Annotated in this window: 13 protein-coding genes and 4 pseudogenes; 10 read left to right on the top strand and 7 right to left on the bottom strand. The window is 55.9% G+C overall.

The window, feature by feature from the left end:
- Positions 1 to 35: 35 nt before the first annotated feature.
- Positions 36 to 119: pseudogene (locus tag ABNG04_RS08175) on the top strand (type II toxin-antitoxin system RelE family toxin); the annotation flags it as partial.
- A gap of 36 nt (positions 120 to 155) precedes the next feature.
- On the opposite strand, the gene ABNG04_RS08170 reads toward ABNG04_RS08175, so the two are convergent.
- Positions 156 to 1433: an RNA-guided endonuclease TnpB family protein gene (locus tag ABNG04_RS08170; protein ID WP_371161635.1), complete on the bottom strand. Its 1278-nt coding sequence runs from the start codon at positions 1431 to 1433 to the stop codon at positions 156 to 158.
- Positions 1430 to 1582 (bottom strand): DUF2080 family transposase-associated protein, encoded by a 153-nt coding sequence (locus tag ABNG04_RS08165; protein WP_371161633.1) that lies wholly within the window; start codon positions 1580 to 1582, stop codon positions 1430 to 1432. The genes ABNG04_RS08170 and ABNG04_RS08165 overlap by 4 nt, the downstream gene beginning before the upstream one ends.
- Positions 1583 to 1710: 128 nt before the next feature.
- Between ABNG04_RS08165 and ABNG04_RS08160 the strand changes: the two genes are divergently transcribed.
- Positions 1711 to 1923 carry a hypothetical protein gene (locus ABNG04_RS08160; protein WP_371161631.1) on the top strand — a complete coding sequence of 71 codons (213 nt, stop codon included), beginning with the start codon at positions 1711 to 1713 and terminating at the stop codon, positions 1921 to 1923.
- 2023 nt (positions 1924 to 3946) lie between these two features.
- A complete protein-coding gene (locus tag ABNG04_RS08155) occupies positions 3947 to 4585 on the top strand; it encodes an IS6 family transposase (protein ID WP_371161629.1) in 639 nt (212 codons plus the stop codon).
- 427 nt (positions 4586 to 5012) lie between these two features.
- Here the strand turns inward: ABNG04_RS08155 and ABNG04_RS08150 are convergent.
- Positions 5013 to 5345 (bottom strand): annotated as a pseudogene (locus tag ABNG04_RS08150) (zinc ribbon domain-containing protein); the annotation flags it as partial.
- A 78-nt stretch (positions 5346 to 5423) separates the two neighbouring features.
- Between ABNG04_RS08150 and ABNG04_RS08145 the strand changes: the two are divergent.
- Positions 5424 to 6254: an IS5 family transposase gene (locus ABNG04_RS08145; RefSeq protein ID WP_371161627.1), complete on the top strand. Its 831-nt coding sequence runs from the start codon at positions 5424 to 5426 to the stop codon at positions 6252 to 6254.
- A gap of 24 nt (positions 6255 to 6278) precedes the next feature.
- Here ABNG04_RS08145 and ABNG04_RS08140 read toward each other — a convergent pair.
- Positions 6279 to 7190, bottom strand: a pseudogene (locus tag ABNG04_RS08140) (RNA-guided endonuclease InsQ/TnpB family protein); the annotation flags it as partial.
- 3 nt (positions 7191 to 7193) lie between these two features.
- On the bottom strand, positions 7194 to 7340 hold the full coding sequence (locus ABNG04_RS08135; RefSeq protein WP_158059631.1) for a DUF2080 family transposase-associated protein: 147 nt from the start codon (positions 7338 to 7340) through the stop codon (positions 7194 to 7196).
- A gap of 453 nt (positions 7341 to 7793) precedes the next feature.
- Here ABNG04_RS08135 and ABNG04_RS08130 point away from each other — a divergent pair, with 453 nt between their 5' ends.
- From ABNG04_RS08130 to ABNG04_RS08120, 3 genes are all read left to right on the top strand, one after another.
- Positions 7794 to 8042 (top strand): UPF0175 family protein, encoded by a 249-nt coding sequence (locus ABNG04_RS08130; RefSeq protein WP_371161624.1) that lies wholly within the window; start codon positions 7794 to 7796, stop codon positions 8040 to 8042.
- Positions 8043 to 8254: 212 nt separating this feature from the next.
- Positions 8255 to 8572, top strand: coding sequence for a toxin-antitoxin system TumE family protein (locus tag ABNG04_RS08125; RefSeq protein ID WP_371161622.1), 318 nt, complete (start codon positions 8255 to 8257; stop codon positions 8570 to 8572).
- Between the two features lie 32 nt (positions 8573 to 8604).
- Positions 8605 to 9018: an HVO_A0114 family putative DNA-binding protein gene (locus ABNG04_RS08120; RefSeq protein ID WP_371161620.1), complete on the top strand. Its 414-nt coding sequence runs from the start codon at positions 8605 to 8607 to the stop codon at positions 9016 to 9018.
- 23 nt (positions 9019 to 9041) lie between these two features.
- Here the strand turns inward: ABNG04_RS08120 and ABNG04_RS08115 are convergent, their stop codons facing one another.
- Complete coding sequence (locus ABNG04_RS08115; protein ID WP_371161619.1) at positions 9042 to 10181, bottom strand: glycosyltransferase family 4 protein; 1140 nt, start codon at positions 10179 to 10181, stop codon at positions 9042 to 9044.
- A gap of 179 nt (positions 10182 to 10360) precedes the next feature.
- On the opposite strand from ABNG04_RS08115, the gene ABNG04_RS08110 reads away from it, so the two are divergent.
- Entirely contained in the window at positions 10361 to 11629 is a 1269-nt protein-coding gene (locus tag ABNG04_RS08110; protein WP_371161618.1) for a sulfatase, read from the top strand.
- 7 nt (positions 11630 to 11636) lie between these two features.
- Here the strand turns inward: ABNG04_RS08110 and ABNG04_RS08105 are convergent.
- Positions 11637 to 12203 (bottom strand): annotated as a pseudogene (locus tag ABNG04_RS08105) (transposase domain-containing protein); the annotation flags it as partial.
- Positions 12204 to 12552: 349 nt separating this feature from the next.
- Between ABNG04_RS08105 and ABNG04_RS08100 the strand changes: the two are divergent.
- On the top strand, positions 12553 to 13986 hold the full coding sequence (locus ABNG04_RS08100; RefSeq protein WP_371161616.1) for an ArnT family glycosyltransferase: 1434 nt from the start codon (positions 12553 to 12555) through the stop codon (positions 13984 to 13986).
- A complete protein-coding gene (locus ABNG04_RS08095) occupies positions 13983 to 15281 on the top strand; it encodes a tyrosine-type recombinase/integrase (protein WP_371161614.1) in 1299 nt (432 codons plus the stop codon). Before ABNG04_RS08100 ends, ABNG04_RS08095 begins: the two co-directional genes overlap by 4 nt.
- The last annotated feature ends 161 nt before the right edge of the window (positions 15282 to 15442 follow it).

Here is a 15442-nt window from a genome sequence, read left to right as displayed (position 1 = left end):
GGGCATCCGCCTTGACCGCTTCAGGTGATGTACCCATTGACGTCTTCAAGCGGAAGAGCGAGTACCGTGAGCTCGGGAAGTATCGAGAGGTGTGGGGCTCGTGGAGAGACGATACGTGAACCGCCTCGGGGTCAAGCCCCGAGGCTTCCCGTGGGTTAGTCGGACACTCCCACGATACCCTCGGTCTGGTCACCTCGAACGGCGTCGTGGGTCACGGTCGGGGCGTCCACGGCCCCCGATGCCCGCCGTCGCATCTTCCGAACAACGGGAAGGCTGTTGAGAGCAGGCACATTCCAATCCTGATGCTTCTTGATGCCTTTCACGGCGATGTTGACGCTTGCACCTCGGTCGCTGTGGTCTTGATGCCCACAGCCTTTACACTTGAACCGCTTCTTATTGCGGTTCGCACGCTCCGTATGCCCACACATCGGACACCGCTGGCTCGTGTACGCAGGGTCAATCCACGCGGTCGGAATCCCCCTGAACGAAGCCTTGTACGACGTATAGAACTGAAGAGCGCGGAACGGGAGGTGGTGTAAGCGACGGTTCATTCGCGTACCGTAGTCGATACTGTCGCGCATCTCTTTGAGGTCTTCAAAGACGATACACGGTTTCTCGAACTGACGGCTCCACTCCACGATATGCCGAGACACCTTGTGGAGTCGGTCGCGGACGAACCGTTCTTCACGCCCTTCCAGTGTGTCGTGGATGCTGTCTTTCCCTGCGTTCTGGACGCGCTTCCGCATCGTGAAGTAGCGGTGGCGCTCAAACTTGATTTCGGGAAAGTCGATGACCAACGTATCCTCGACGTCATCCTCAGAGAGCGCGGTCAACGCTATGTTGTCTTCGTTGACGTCCACACCGACGACCGTCCGCGAATCCTGCTTATCTCGAACGGTCTGTTCGGTGTTGGTGACGTTGACGTGTAACTCAGGAGTGTCGTTGTGGAACAGGGCTTCTGCCGTCCCAATCTTCCACTCGTCGCTTTCGAGTGCGGTCTTGAGAATGTCGAGGTGGGCGTCACTTCCTTTGAGGACGCCCTTGACGTGGTTGTACGGCTTCGCGCTGATTCGGAACGCCACGTCGCCATCGTCGGTGAGCGACAGGTTGTACCCCTCCTCGTAGTTCATACGAAGTGGGTATACACCGTCCTTGGTGTGGCTCGGCTGACCGAAGTCGTCGTACTCGTAGTAGTTTTCCATCGATCCGAGAGCCTTGGCGACAACGCGCTGAGTCGTGTTCTTCACGAGATCGGCGTCATCGGCTACACGGTCGGGAATCGCGTCCCAGTCCACGCCTTGCTTGGCGAGGCAGATGGTCTCGTTGTATACCGAGCGAGCCTCAACCGTGGCGTCGTACAACAGGCTCTCGTTGTCACTCTGGATGTCGAGTTGGAAGTCCAGCGTCTTGATGAGAGCCTGTGAGTTGGTCATTCTTCGTCTTGTTCGGTGGGTTCTGAGGTTCGGACGACTTTCACGTCGGCCCCACGCCAGCGTTTAGGAACGATCACGTGGGCACTATTACCCGAGGGTTTTGCAGTTCCCTCAAGCACTTCTTCGCCCTCGATTTCGTGCTTATCCATCATATATGTATAGATTTGGTATATACATAAGTGCTGCGGTCGGTGGGTTGGTCAGTAAGTGTCGGCTTCACCCTCGGGGTCAAGCCCCGAGGCACTCGCCTTGAACAGCCTGTAGATGGTGACAAAGTGTGGCGAAGGAGAAAGACGAGAGTGCCGACCGAACTCCCCAGTCGAAGGGTGAAATCCACGAGGGGTGGGAGCAGAAGGGGGAGATTTCACGTCGGTACAGAGAAGCCGAGAGGAAGTTACCCGACAATCCCCGGGATGATCTGTGGGCGTACACGCCTCTTGTAGACTACCCTACCCTGCTTCGCTCACTCCAGACGGGGTTCGCTCGTTGAGGGGAGGGCTTTGATATGGACTCCCGGTAATCAGTCGCTAGCAAGAGGCTGGTGACTCTCACCGTTCAACATCCCACCAATTATATGATGAATAGATGCTCGCTGGCCATGAGAGGTATTATATAATTATTTTGATTACGGCTGTTCTGACCAAAATGGCTATAATAGGGGTCTGAGAAGCGGCTCATAATGGCCACCCAACCGATACTCTCTGACGTGCTCCCCGAGGCGTTGGCTGTCGCTCTCATTGACTATGGATTCGACCAGTTCAGGACGCACGCCCGATACAAATACCTCGAGGCGTTTATCCACCGTGGCGCAGCGAGCCCGACGCAAGCGCTCACACGACGTGATGTGCAAGCATATCTTGAAGAGACATTCTCTGATATGGAGTTCAATTCGCGGGCAACGAGTAACACTGCGCTACGGGAGTTGGTCGAAGCCGGGTTTCTCGGTTGTGACGCACAAACGCAGACCCATCGCTACTGGTTAGTTTGGGTTGATTCGGACGGGTCTCAGGCAGCACCGGGTGATTCGACAGCAAAGACAGCGATTACGGATGGGAGTAGTGGTGAGAAGATAGTTCGCGTCAGTGATGAAAAGACTACTCGCCACGCAGATGGTGCTTCTAGTGAGCGGCATCAGGGTTCAGATGAGGCAGTGACCGGCTCTGAGACCACTGAGGGTGTTATTGCTGGCTGGAGGTCGTCTATAGTCAGCTTGTCTCGGCCTTGGGTGGCTGCGTGGGGTACTCTCTCTGTGCTATTCGCTGGCGGAAGCGTTGCGTTCATGACTGTCGTGTTGCTTCGACTCGCAGTCCCCTCACCGATTGTGACCGGCAGTGCGGCAGTCGCGTGGGGGCTACTCTCACTTGCGCTCGCTGCGGGGATGGTGTTGGGGTTGGGCTCTCTGCAGCGTCTTGGCGGTCCGAGCCAGCTATGCTAGCAGAGCACTTTCCACAGGGGTCTGTATTCTGGATGGGGTGGCTGTCACTCTTAGCCTCGATATGAGAGCGTCGTGACATCGAAGACATCGTAATGTCATTGTGCGTGAGCACTTGACCAACGTCCAGTTCGTACATGTGTGCGGCGACGACGATCTCTGTGAACGACGCATCGAGGCCCGTCCATTGGATAACTGTCTTTTTGCCATCAATACCGACGCTCTCGGAGACTGCTTCGAACTGTAGTCGAATTACGCATATTACTGGGATCAAAGGCGTTTGATCGGCGCTCCCCGGGCCCAGCACTACGGCGGCCGTGCGGTTCGGGGTGTGAACATCCTTGAGCCCGAACCCGGAGTCTGTAGCCGTATTTACCCACAAAAACCTGTTTGTCGCCTTCCTACCGGTGGTGTACGTCGGCGGCCGCGATTGATGCTCGTAGACGCGCGCACTGACATATTGCAACTGCGTCGGCAGTCAGTTCTTGATTGTCGTGGACAAGCCGCTCGTTTCTTGGGGGGTACTCGCGCACATTCGCTCGTTGATTCACTCGCTGTTCTCGCTGCTTTCCGTTTGCAGCATGGTTTGGTAGCTCATACGGTCGCCTGCAATACGGCTTGCTGACTGTCTGTTGGATCAGTTTTGATAGCTCACACCCACGGTGTCTGTGATCGAATACGCAGCATATCTGTGGTTTTTATCTGATGGGATTTCTCGCGTATCCATTCTTTAGTGTTCAGCAGAGTCCGGTCGATATCGTCTCTCCGTGAAGCGTACTCGAGCCGTATCATGAGTCGGCCGCGGCGATGCAGACTGAACTCATGCGGGCCGCCGCAGTATTTTTATTGCTATGAGACTGTGGACGGCACGGCGTGGTCGGAGCTGGTGATAGATGACGTCTGGTAGTCGATAAGAAACGTCCACTAGAAGATAGCTGGATTGCGTGCTAGCATGCAGATTGTTTTGATTAACTTGATTGCCGTCTCACACTTTCGGAAGCGTGGCTAGTCAAAAAAGTATGTAGCCCAACTATTGGCGATGTTAAGTTAAGAACGAGGCGGTTGGTATTTCGAATGGTCTATGCCCGAATCCAACCGCCTCAACGGCTCTACTGAATGGATAGACTTGGAGTTTGTGGAGCGAGAACGGACACCCCACGAGATCATTGAAACCGGTATTCAGCTCCATCTTGCTGGACTATCACTTTCGAATACCAAACAGTATCTTGAGAAGTTGGGTGTACAACGAAGTCGAACAGCAATTCACAACTGGATTCAAAAGGCCGATCTACAGCCAGCTGATGGTGCGAGCCCGAATCGCGTTGCGGTCGATGAGACTGCGATTCAGATCGGCTCAGACAGATTCTGGCTGTACGCTGCTGTCGATCCGCAGACGAACGAATTCCTCCATGTTGACGTATTTCCTATTCAAAATCAACAATTCACGCTGGTGTTTCTCCGCGATCTCAAAGAGAAACACCACGTTGAGGATGCGCTGTTTCTCGTGGATGCTGGCGGACATCTCACAGCTGCGCTCTCACGGATATCGCTCCGATTTCAAATCGTTCGTCATGGAAATCGGAATGCTGTCGAACGTATCTTCAGAGAAGTAAAACGCCGAACCTCTTCGTTTTCAAATACGTTTAGAAACGCGGAGCCAACGGCGGCAGAATCATGGCTCCGAGCCTTCGCCGTCTGCTGGAACCGATGCTTAACTTAACACGACCCCAACTATTCACTCAGAAGTTACATATTGTGACCCAACGAAATTGCGAACTGATGTATTTGCTCCGTCAGGAATGACATAATGCGCCTGCAGGGATCGTCACCGAGCATGCAAGTCCGTGTACGCCATACGGCGGCGGGTTGCTTATAAAGAACCCACCGAATTTTCCGTTGATATCGTGACGCAGCACGATACGCCCGATCCCGTCTGGTGATTCGCTGGATACACAAACTAGTGTGAGAGTAATAAATCTGGGGAGTTCATTCTCTAAGTTTGATATAACGTCCGTAGAGCTACTCTATCTTCGTCTTTGTGGCTCTTGATAATAGTATTTAATAGTGTCGTAAAATTCAGCAGATCTACACCAATATCTCCAAAATTACAGTTCGAGAAGCATTTTGCCTATGTGAACTACCTCACCCTACTCGCTCATGGCTGACGCCGTTTGCTCTTCGAGGGTGGGGCTTCCTGTTTCCACGACGCGCTTTGTAGACACAACGGTGTCCACAGGGAGCGCAGTCTCCACAGGCGTTGATTCGGAGTGAACCACTCCTACTTTTTCGAGGCCGCGAGAAAGAATATTACACGCCGCGTTCGCACCTCTGTCCGCTTCAAACCCACAGGCGGGACACGAGTGTTCGCGCACCCACAGCGGTTTATCCGTCTTGACACCACAGGACGCGCACTCTTTGGTCGTATCTTTCGGGTCAACCGAGACCAAGTGCGTTCCCTCACGCACGCATTTGTATTCAAGCGGCTGTGTTGAATCACCAGACAGCAGCGAGGCAGGCCGCTAAATCAAAGGAGTTGAAGCGAGAGAATGCGGTTGTCTATGACCCAAATCTCTCGCTTCATTGCGGAAGTTGTGCCGGTTGCTCAAAGAGTTACTGGCGATGGAGGCGAATCCGCCGCCCCGGAAGGTGGCGGCGGATTCGCCGACTACGCACTCGTTTCGCTTCACTGTCTGCGAATTTACCTCGATTCATCGTACCGCATGACGATCGACTTGCTCAAAGAGATGCCACAAATAACCGGGGAGATCGGCCTTAACGCGGCCGATCTCCCCGCGCCGTCTACGTTGTGTAAGGCGTTCGACCGGATCAGCATGAGCGTCTGTCGAGTGCTGCCGGGCCAGTCGGCGCAGCTGTACGATCTCTCCGAACACGCTGCCATCGACGCTACGTTCTACGACCGCTCACCAGCCAGCCGCCACTACTGCCAGCGAATCAGCTACCGCGTTCAGAAGCTCAAAGTCACGAAGCTCGTCGATACAGCGTCTCAGGCTGTCCTTGACATTCACTGCTCAACGAATCGGGAGGGAAGCGACGCAGACCTTGCTGAGCAGATCGCCCGCCGGAACGCGGGCGATCTGCGGTCTCTTGCGGCCGATAAGGGCTACGACAAGCAATCGCTCCGCGAAGGTCTGCGTGAGCTCGGGATCAGACCGCTGATCAAGCACCGCATCTTCGCACCGTACGACCACGCACACAACGCTAGAATCGACGATAACCGCTACAATCAGCGCTCAATGACTGAAACCGTGAACTCGGCTGTGAAGCGCTCGCTCGGCTTCGCCGTGCGAGCGCGGTCATGGTTCCGTGAGTTCCGCGAAATCGCGCTGATGTGTGTCGTCTATAACATCAAACGCTTCCTCAAACAGTGAATCCCTCCGCCTTACAGCGATTCAACACAGCCATTCAAGCATTCGAAGGAACGCCCCCCACGCCGCGCCTGCTCGATTCCGTGAGTTGCCGGGGAGTTCGATCAACCCTTTCGCGTCCAAGTCTTCGACTGCCACAAGGTCGTATTCTCTCGCGTAGTGGTTCGATAACTTGTGAAGGAAGTCGCGTCGCTTTCGCTTGAGATCGGCGTGTCGTTCGGCCACAACTCGGCGCTGTTTCTCCCAATTCGCAGAGCCGTGTTCCTTCCGTGAGAGTTCGCGTTGGGAGCGTTCGAGTCGTTTGCGTTCGTTGCTGAAGTCGGGGCTTTCAATGGCGTACCCATCGGTATCGTGGGCGTACTTGAGAATCCCCACGTCGATGCCAACGACCTTCTCGGGCATCTCTGGTTTTTCAGGTGTGCCTTCTCCTACGTCGATGCCGAAGGTTGCGAACCACTCTCCCGTGGGTTCTCGTTTGACCGTGATCTGTTTGATAGTCGCGTTCCCGGGAATGTCGCGGTGGAGGTGAATCGGAATCTCACCGATTTTGCTCAACCACAACGTAGGCCGACCACTCGTATTCTTGAGTTCGAAGCCGGACTGGTTATAGGTGAGCGAACGGTACTCTCGGGGCGGTTTCCACTTGAGCATCCCCACAGCGCGTCCATTCTCTTTCTGCGCTTTGAGTGTGGAGAGGTTGTCGTAGACGCGCTTGACGACCATCTGTAGGACTTTCGAGTGAACGTCCCCGAGGCCGTCCCACCGCGATTTGAGGTCAGGGGGCTGCCCCTGTACCTCGTAGCGGGCGGGAATGTCATCTTCCTCGTTGAGCAGGTAGAGGACATGGTTGTAGAGTTGCCTACAAGTATCGAGGTGGGACAGAAGCGTCTCGGTGAGGGCTTCCGGCGGGTCGAGTCGATACTTGTAGTTGTATTGCATGGTCTATTCGTCTGGGTCGGGTTCGGAGACGCGGACGACTTTCACGTCGGCCCCGCGCCAGCGTTTCGGGACGATGACGTGGGCACTATTCCCCGACGGTTTTGCCGTTCCATCGAGGACTTCCTCGCCTTCGATTTCAAATCTGTCCATCACCAGTGTATAGACCTTGGATATACATAAAGGAGGCGGTGGGCCTGTGGATCGAGAGTGTCGCGGGTGTATGAGAACCGTGCGGCGCTGTATCCCCTCCCTACTGCGCTACTCGGTCGCTTCACTCCCTGCGTTGCTCCTTGAGGAAGGGGACTTAGCGCCTAATTCCAGTTAGAAGAAATTGCACTTCTATCATTATTTTGAAGTATTTCGACCAGGTCCCATCGATGGCGCGCAGATAGACTGATTCTGCTTGCTCGGCGATCGCGTCCCAGTCGTACTGCCGGGCGTGGTCGACGGGCGATGTCGGTGGGCGGGCACCACTCAGTGCGGCGTCGAGTCGTTCTATGAGGACGTCGACTGCGGGCTCGACGAGAAAGCCCGCATCGGCGAAACTGGACGGATTAGTACCCAAACGGCGCTACTAAGTAGCATGATTCCGAATCAGTTCGTATGAGCAGTATCGATCTCCCATCCGACGTGCTAGATGCGATTGCGGCACCACCGGAGGATCGAGAACCGATCGTCCGGCAGGAGCTCGCAGTGTCACTGTACCGGGAAGGATATCTCTCGTTCGGGAAGGCACGAGAGCTCGCCGGTCTCTCGAAGGCGGCGTTCCACCGGCTTCTCGGTGACCGCAAGATCCAGCGCCACTACACGGAAGCGGACCTCGCACTCGACGTTGCGTACGCGCAAGACTGACAGTTATCGCACACACGTCGTCGCGGTTGACCCTCATACTCATCGAACGGCTGCACCTCGTCGAAACTTAGTTCGACAACGTGGTTGTTCCGACGACAATCTGGGACGAACGTACGGAGAACCCTCGGCCAGAGAGAACTCGGGGACGGTTCGATCCTGTTGGAGTCTCGCCCAACACTTATACTGTTGGTCGTTGTTCCAACACGTAGGGGATGTCACAGGAGCCGCTCTTCCAGTATACGCATGTTGAGGCTGGCCTCGTCGAGAACGTCGTGCTTCGGCCGACCGATGATGCCGAGACATACCCCTCTGGCTGGAAGTACACGCTCCACTTGGGCACCCTCGATGATCTCACGCTCGTCCGGTACGATAACTCACACGAAGACACGAAGGGCCACGAACATCACACCGCGGCCGGCGACAGAGACGACATCGAGTTTCCGGGGATGGAAGATCGACTCGTGGAGTTCTGGGCGAGCGCCGACGAGTACTGGGAGGCCGTCGGCGGCGACCCGCCCCGCCCCCACTGATCGACCTCACCCGTCCCACCAATATCCCAACCATGACCACACTCCATATCACCGTCGGCAACCACGAACAGCTCCGCCAAGACGCACTTCAGTTCGTCCGAGATGTCGACGCCGATGATCTCGACAGCCAAGACGGAACGGCGACTCTCCAGTTCGGAACCTACGACGACTTCGTCGACAGCCTCACACCGCTCCGCCTCGAGCTCATCCGCGCGATCGCGGCAGAGACCCCCGAGAGCATGCGCGAGGCGGCCCGGCTCGTCGATCGCGACGTATCGGATGTCCACTCGGACCTGAAGCAGCTCGACGTGTTGGGGATCCTCACCCTCGAAGAAGGCGGCCCCAGCGGTGCGATCCAACCCATCGTCCCGTTCGATCGGATCGAGGTTCACATCGACTATCCCCTCCTCGATCGCGGCGACGCCGATACCGCTGCGAGTGCATAGCGGGCAGACGCAAGAATGACCACTCACCACGCGCCGTCGATCGCGCGCCGGTAGGCCGTTTCCGCCTGCTCGGCGATCGCGTCCCAGTCGTACTTCTGGGCGTGGTCGGTGGGTGATGTCGGTGGGCGGGCACCACCTAGTGCGGCGTCGAGTCGCTCCGTGAGCGCGTCGACCGTGGGCTCGACACAGAAGCCTGCGTCAGCGATCACCTCACTGGCGGCCGACTCCGGGTGATCGGCCGCGATCACGGTGCAGTCCGCGGCCATTGCCTCCAAGAAGGTGATCCCGAATCCCTCGCGGGTGCTCGGCGACGCGAACACGTCGGCGGCCCGCATGTGCCCGAGCACGTCCTCGTAGTCGTCGAGGAAGCCCAGGAAGTCGACGCGGTCAGAGTTGGTCAGCGTGTCGCGCTTGGCTTCAAGTCGGTCGCGCTCGGGGCCGTCGCCGACGATCCCGAGCGTGGCGTCGTGCTCGGCGGCGACCGCGTCGAACGCCTTCAGAAGCACGTCGACGTTCTTATGCTCGATCAGCCGGCCCGCGAACAGCACGTCGTAGCCCCGATCGGGGAGCGGGACGGTGCGGACCTGCTCGACGTCGATCCCGTTCGGCACGATTTCGATGTCGTCGCGGTCGGGTCCGATCGCGGCGAGTCGGTCGGCCGTAATCGCCGAGATCGCCGTCGGGTGTTGGGACGTGCGCGCGGTGATGCGCTCCGTGACCTTTCCGAACGGCGCGAGCCGCCCGAGGTACTCCTCCCAGTAGTCGCCCCACACCTCGTGCCAGGTCGTGACGAGGGGCGTGTCCGTCCGCAGGCTCGCGAGCTTCGTCGAGAGCACCGGAAAGTACGGAAAGACGCTGGCGACGACCACGTCGTGTTCGCCGTTCCGGAGGCGCCTGCGGAGGGACGGGAGCGCGCGCGCCGCGAAGTCGATGGCCTCGGTGATGGAGCGCCGCTCCTCGGCGTAGAGGTCCGCCTCGGGCGCGACCGCGCGCAGCGTCATCCCCCCGTGGGTGATCTCTGCGGGCCCATCCCAGAAATGCCGGCCGTACACGGTGACTGCGTGGCCCCGATCGGCGAGGCGCGTGCCGATCTCGTGGATGCGCTTTTCGGCGCCTCCTGTCACGTAGGGGTAGACGACATTACTCACGAAGGCAATACGCATTACGCATAAGATACCGGTGAGTGAATAATACAATTTCGAAGACACATCTGGTAAACGGTCTAATAGTCTGCTGAGTCATCTCGAAACGCACCGTTTCATTCGCCGGATTTCACGAATCTTTGACTCCACTCGTGTTTGAAAGCCAAGATATAATACGATCTACGAATTTCATATCGGTAATGGTCGAAACGGACTGTGACAATATCATTCTTCTCTCCGCGGACGCGCTCCGTGCGGACCACCTCTCCTCGTACGGCTACCACCGCGAGACCTCGCCCGTTCTCGATGACATGGCTAAGGAGTCGATCCGGTTCGAGAACGCCTACAGCGCGAGCTCTCACACCCGCGAGGCGGTGCCCGCGCTGTTGACGGGAGAGTACCCGGATGTCGCGGTCGACGAGGGGTATCGGCTCGCGACGGAGACGGTGGCGTCGACGCTCTCGGAAGAGGGCTTCGCAACCGCCGGGTTCCACTCGAACCCGTTCGTCTCGCGGGCGTACGGGTTCGACGAGGGATTCGACCACTTCGACGACGACCTCCATCTGGGGCAGCACAAGCTGGTCGCGCTCGCCCAGCGGGCGTTCGATAAGCTTCGGAACCGGCACTACGCGCGGGCCGAGGAGATCAACGAGCGGTCGCTGTCGTGGCTGGACTCGCTGGCGGACGACGAGCCGTTCTTCCTGTGGAACCACTACATGGACACCCACGGGCCGTACGAGCCGCCGGGCGAGTACGCGACGCTGTACGCCGACGAGTCGGTGTCCGGCCGCGCGGCCCAGTCGCTATACCAGCGGGCGATCAAAGATCCGGAGTCGATCACGGATGCCGAGCGCGAGCTGCTGATCGACCTGTACGACGCCGAGATCCGGTACAACGACGCGCGGATCGGGGAGTTCCTGGAGGCGCTTCGGGAGCGCGGGCTGTTGGAGGAGTCACTGTTGATCGTCACCGCCGACCACGGCGATGCCTTCGGCGAACACGGCTACTACGAACACCCGCGGTACCTCCACGACGAGATCACCAAGGTGCCCCTGTACGTGCGGCCGCCTGGGGGACGCGCGGAGGAGGTGGCGACTCCCGCGAGCACGCTGGACGTGGGCGCGACGATTGAGGCGACTGTCGGCGCCGAGGCGACCGATCCGGACGTGTCGCTGGTCGAGGAGTTCCCGGACGACCGAACGGTCTTCTGCCAGGTGCGCGGCGAGGACGAGCACAGTCACCTCCGGCGGTACGCGTCTCGAACCACCGAGGGCGCGTGCTTCTGTGAGCGCGATCGTGAGTCGGGCGCGATCGAGTTTGGGGAGTGTGCGGGGTCAGGGTTGCGTGCGGCGTTGGAAGCGCACGTCGACGAGCGGGTTCGTGTCGAGAACGGGGAGTCGGTCGAGGATGATGCAGAGGTCGACGAGGAGATCGAACGACGGCTGGACGCGTTAGGGTATAAACAATGAGAAGAATTTTAACCTTGCTGAAACAGTTTGAGAGATAGGTAGTTCTACATTTTACCTCACGAAAAACATATTCGACGCTGTTCCAGTTTCCATGCCGTTCGTATCTGAAATTGAAGCCATGTTCCTATAGGCTCGGTGAGGTGAAAATGCGTCATCAATGAGAATGAACGTATTATTTATCTTGGATTTTCGCGGAGTTCCGAAAAAAACTGACCCGCGATCTTGTTCGTTCTTGTTGGCTCACGTTCTGTGTGGAGTAAATTGTTTGAGTCGGGCTCAAGGGCGATGTACAGCAATTATTGTTATGATCAAGCTGAATCACAGTTTCATCGACCGCAACATGATTCGGGCTCAGACTGGATTCCGGCTGTAGGTCGGCCTTATCAGCCCGGCTATGAACAGTAGAACGAACCCGATTAAACCGAATACCCCAAGAAATAAGATAGTATTCTAAAGAAATAATTTTATATGAGAATAAAACTATGATTGATCAATAGTTTTGGTTTTAACTCTTGGTCTACAAAGTCCAGTTTATATCGTATAAAAAGCCGCTGAGACGGCTGCTTTCGGGCATAAATCAGTTTGAAGACGCACGCCTCTCGTTTCAATCCTCATTGGAATAACGTCTAGATATGAATAGAAAATTATATATGTCTCGAATTATATTTGGCATCCACAGTGGAGATCAGCATGTGTACAAATTCACAATTGTGCCCGTGGATCCAACCTATTTTTAATAATGTGAAAATTATTGAATACTAGCGGGCTCAAAAATATACATCTATGATACTAGAAACAAACAAGTATATTAAAATAGATGAGTTCTGGGGGAAAGCGGCGGAAAAAGCCGCTTTTGAACCTTGGGTGAATAAACGAACACTTCGACAGTGACAATCAATTCGTCGATATTGACGATCTAAGGTATGATAAGCAAATCAACAAAACTCTCAGTGACTATTGCATTCACGAGTTTTGCGAGCGCACTATTTTTCTACACATTGACGGGACTACCAATGCCTCGTCCAGTCCTGTTTTTTGTATTGCTAGCGGGGAGCGTAACTAGTCTTGTCCTTGGTGGATTCTTTACTAATTCTCGCTATGGCTGGTATGCTCTTTCAACCACGACACTAATCATTGGATATGGGTTACGTTTGTCTGGATTCTTGTCTGTTGTCGCTAGTGGTATTGATCACGGTCGGTGGATGTATCGGGCAAAGTGGGCAACTGAAATCGGAAAGGTACTTGGTAACGACATGTATCAGGCATCACCAATCTATATTATTGAGCTTGCACAATCGAACCTGCTCCTAGGTGGACCCATTACATCAGTACGCCACGTGACAATTTTTATCGGGGCAATCTTGCCTCTTCTATTTTTCATGCTAGCGTATCGTGTGGGAGGTAACCTTAGAGTCGGGTTTTTCGCCCTTCTATTCGCAGCCACTCAGCCATTTTTTTTACGTACTTCTACTTTAATGGAGTCGGAATCAATGGCTCTACCATGGCTTGTTTTATCAATCTATTTTTTCACTAGGTCATATCAAGATTCAGACCTTCGATTTAATGTACTATTTAGTATTATTCTCATAACTTCTGTAATGCTTCATTTCTTTTATGGAATAGTTATTATTTCCACATTTTCAGGGGCATGTGTTCTCTATTACTTTAAATGTAAAATCGTGCGTAAAAAAAGCCTTCAGACCAATATAAATTCTGTTTGGGTTGGTGTTTTAGCCGCTCTCGTTTTTGCTCCAACTTGGATATTGTGGTCAACATACGCAGGTACTGCGGGAGTAACTCTAGCGTCAGCCTTTTCGATCCCTGATTATACAAGTATCATACAAATATTGATCCCCTCCTCTGGGTCTGTTGCTCAAGGGTCGGGAAGTGGAGGTAGCGGGAGTAGTGGATCAATAATAAATACTCTCGGTAAGTTTTATCCGGTCATCACCGTTTTTGCTATTGGAGCGATTGGAGGACTCTATGCCATTTTCAGGAGTCACAAGCGGTACTTCGTCCTTATTCTACTTACAGTACCGGTCGGTAGTTTAACTATATTGTCATCAGATCCGGTCTCCCGACCAACTTCCATCGTCACCTGGCACCCTATGTTGGCCGAGAACCCGGCCAATTACGAGGGCCAGACACAGGCCGACGACCCAGCATACTCTGATCGAGCTGTTCGGGGAAAACGGACTACGGGTGCCCAAGTATGCCGCCGGACGAAGCCACACGGTCCCCGGCCAATATCCAGTACAGTTGGTCGGGGCACGGGTTCGACCGTGGCTCCAGTCTCGCGACTGCCAGCCAATTATGGCCGTGAGATGCAGCCCACCGCTGGGAGGGTCGAATCGTGACTGATCCGGACGAGACCCCCGGCCAATTCGAGGCGAGCCGTGAAGAAGACCGTGAACTGAGGACCGACGGCGGCGAGGTCGTCCCTGAATCCGTCCAAGGAACTGAACTGCAGCCCGACGGTACTGTAGCTCCTAGCACCACCTCGCATGTCAAACCATGGGAAGCCGGCGAACTAACCCAGGCCACAGAAACAGGGACGGAGCAAAACACGTCTTCGCCCGAGAATTGGTCCAAAGAGTCCAACAATTCAGCGGCCAATCCAACAGCTGATGAGGTATTCGCCGGCACCGCCTCAGTGGACGATGTTATCGAGTTCTACCTCGAGACGAATCCGTGGGGCGTTCAGGCAAGCACCGTTAAATCGTATAGATCGCGACTGAAGCACTTCCAAGCGTTCTGTCGGGAGAGCGATATCGAGGATCTCGAAGACGTACACCCGTCGCACATCGACCGGTTCCACGACTTCCTCCGAGCAAATCCACAGTTCGGGTCGAAGTCGTCGGTGAGGAGCTGCTTGTCCACGTTCCGGAAGTTCCTCCGGTACTGCGAGCGTCGAAACGTGTTTGAATCCGGATTCCACGAGTTGGTCATTCTGCCGACGCTCTCGGAGAGTGAATCCGTCAACGAAACGATTCTCTCCCACGAAGATGCCGAGGAGATTCTCACCCATCTCGCCAAGTTCGAGCCCTTCACCAGAGAGCACGTGGTCTGGACACTCCTCGCCGAGACGGGGATCCGGCAATCCACGTTGTACGCGTTCGACCTCGACGATTACGACGCCCAAGAGCGATACATCGAGGCGGTCAACCGAGAAGAGACGGGCACACGATTGAAGAACGGAAAGTCTGGCGAGCGTGAGCTCAGTATTTCACGTGATGCGGGAGAGGTCCTCGATGGGTACATCCAAGCTAACCGAAAGACGGTGACCGACGAGCACGGGAGGGACCCACTCCTCACGACGCGAAACGGACGCCTCCAGAAGAGCTCCATCCGTCAGTACGTGTACGGCTGGTCGCGCCCCTGCGCCATAGGCAACGCGTGTCCGGTCGGGAGAGACCCAGACACCTGCGAGGCAGCGCAGACCAACAACGCCGCGTACGACTGCCCTGAGTCTGTCTCACCGCATCCCATCCGGCGGGGCTACATCACGCACCTCCGGGCCAACGGCGTCCCGACCGCCGACGTGATCTCGAAACGGTGCGACGCCAACCCCGAGACGATCGAGCAGTGGTACGACCTGAGTACGAAGTCGGAGCGACGCGAGTCACGCCGCTCCCATCTCGAGGATATCTAGATACTGTCGAGGAACTCGCGGCGCTGCTCCATCTCCTCGATTTCTGTCCGTTCGTCGTAGTGCTTTTCGATTACTTGCTCGGAGACGTCGGCGCGGTCCGAAATGACGCGTGGCGGGACGTCAGACCGAAGCCAGTGGGTTATCGAGCCGCGGCGGAACGG

Source organism: Halorubrum miltondacostae (assembly GCF_041379815.1).
Lineage (GTDB): Archaea > Halobacteriota > Halobacteria > Halobacteriales > Haloferacaceae > Halorubrum > Halorubrum miltondacostae.
The sequence above is the reverse complement of the archived record's forward strand: the minus strand, read 5'-3'. Positions and strand labels throughout refer to the sequence as shown.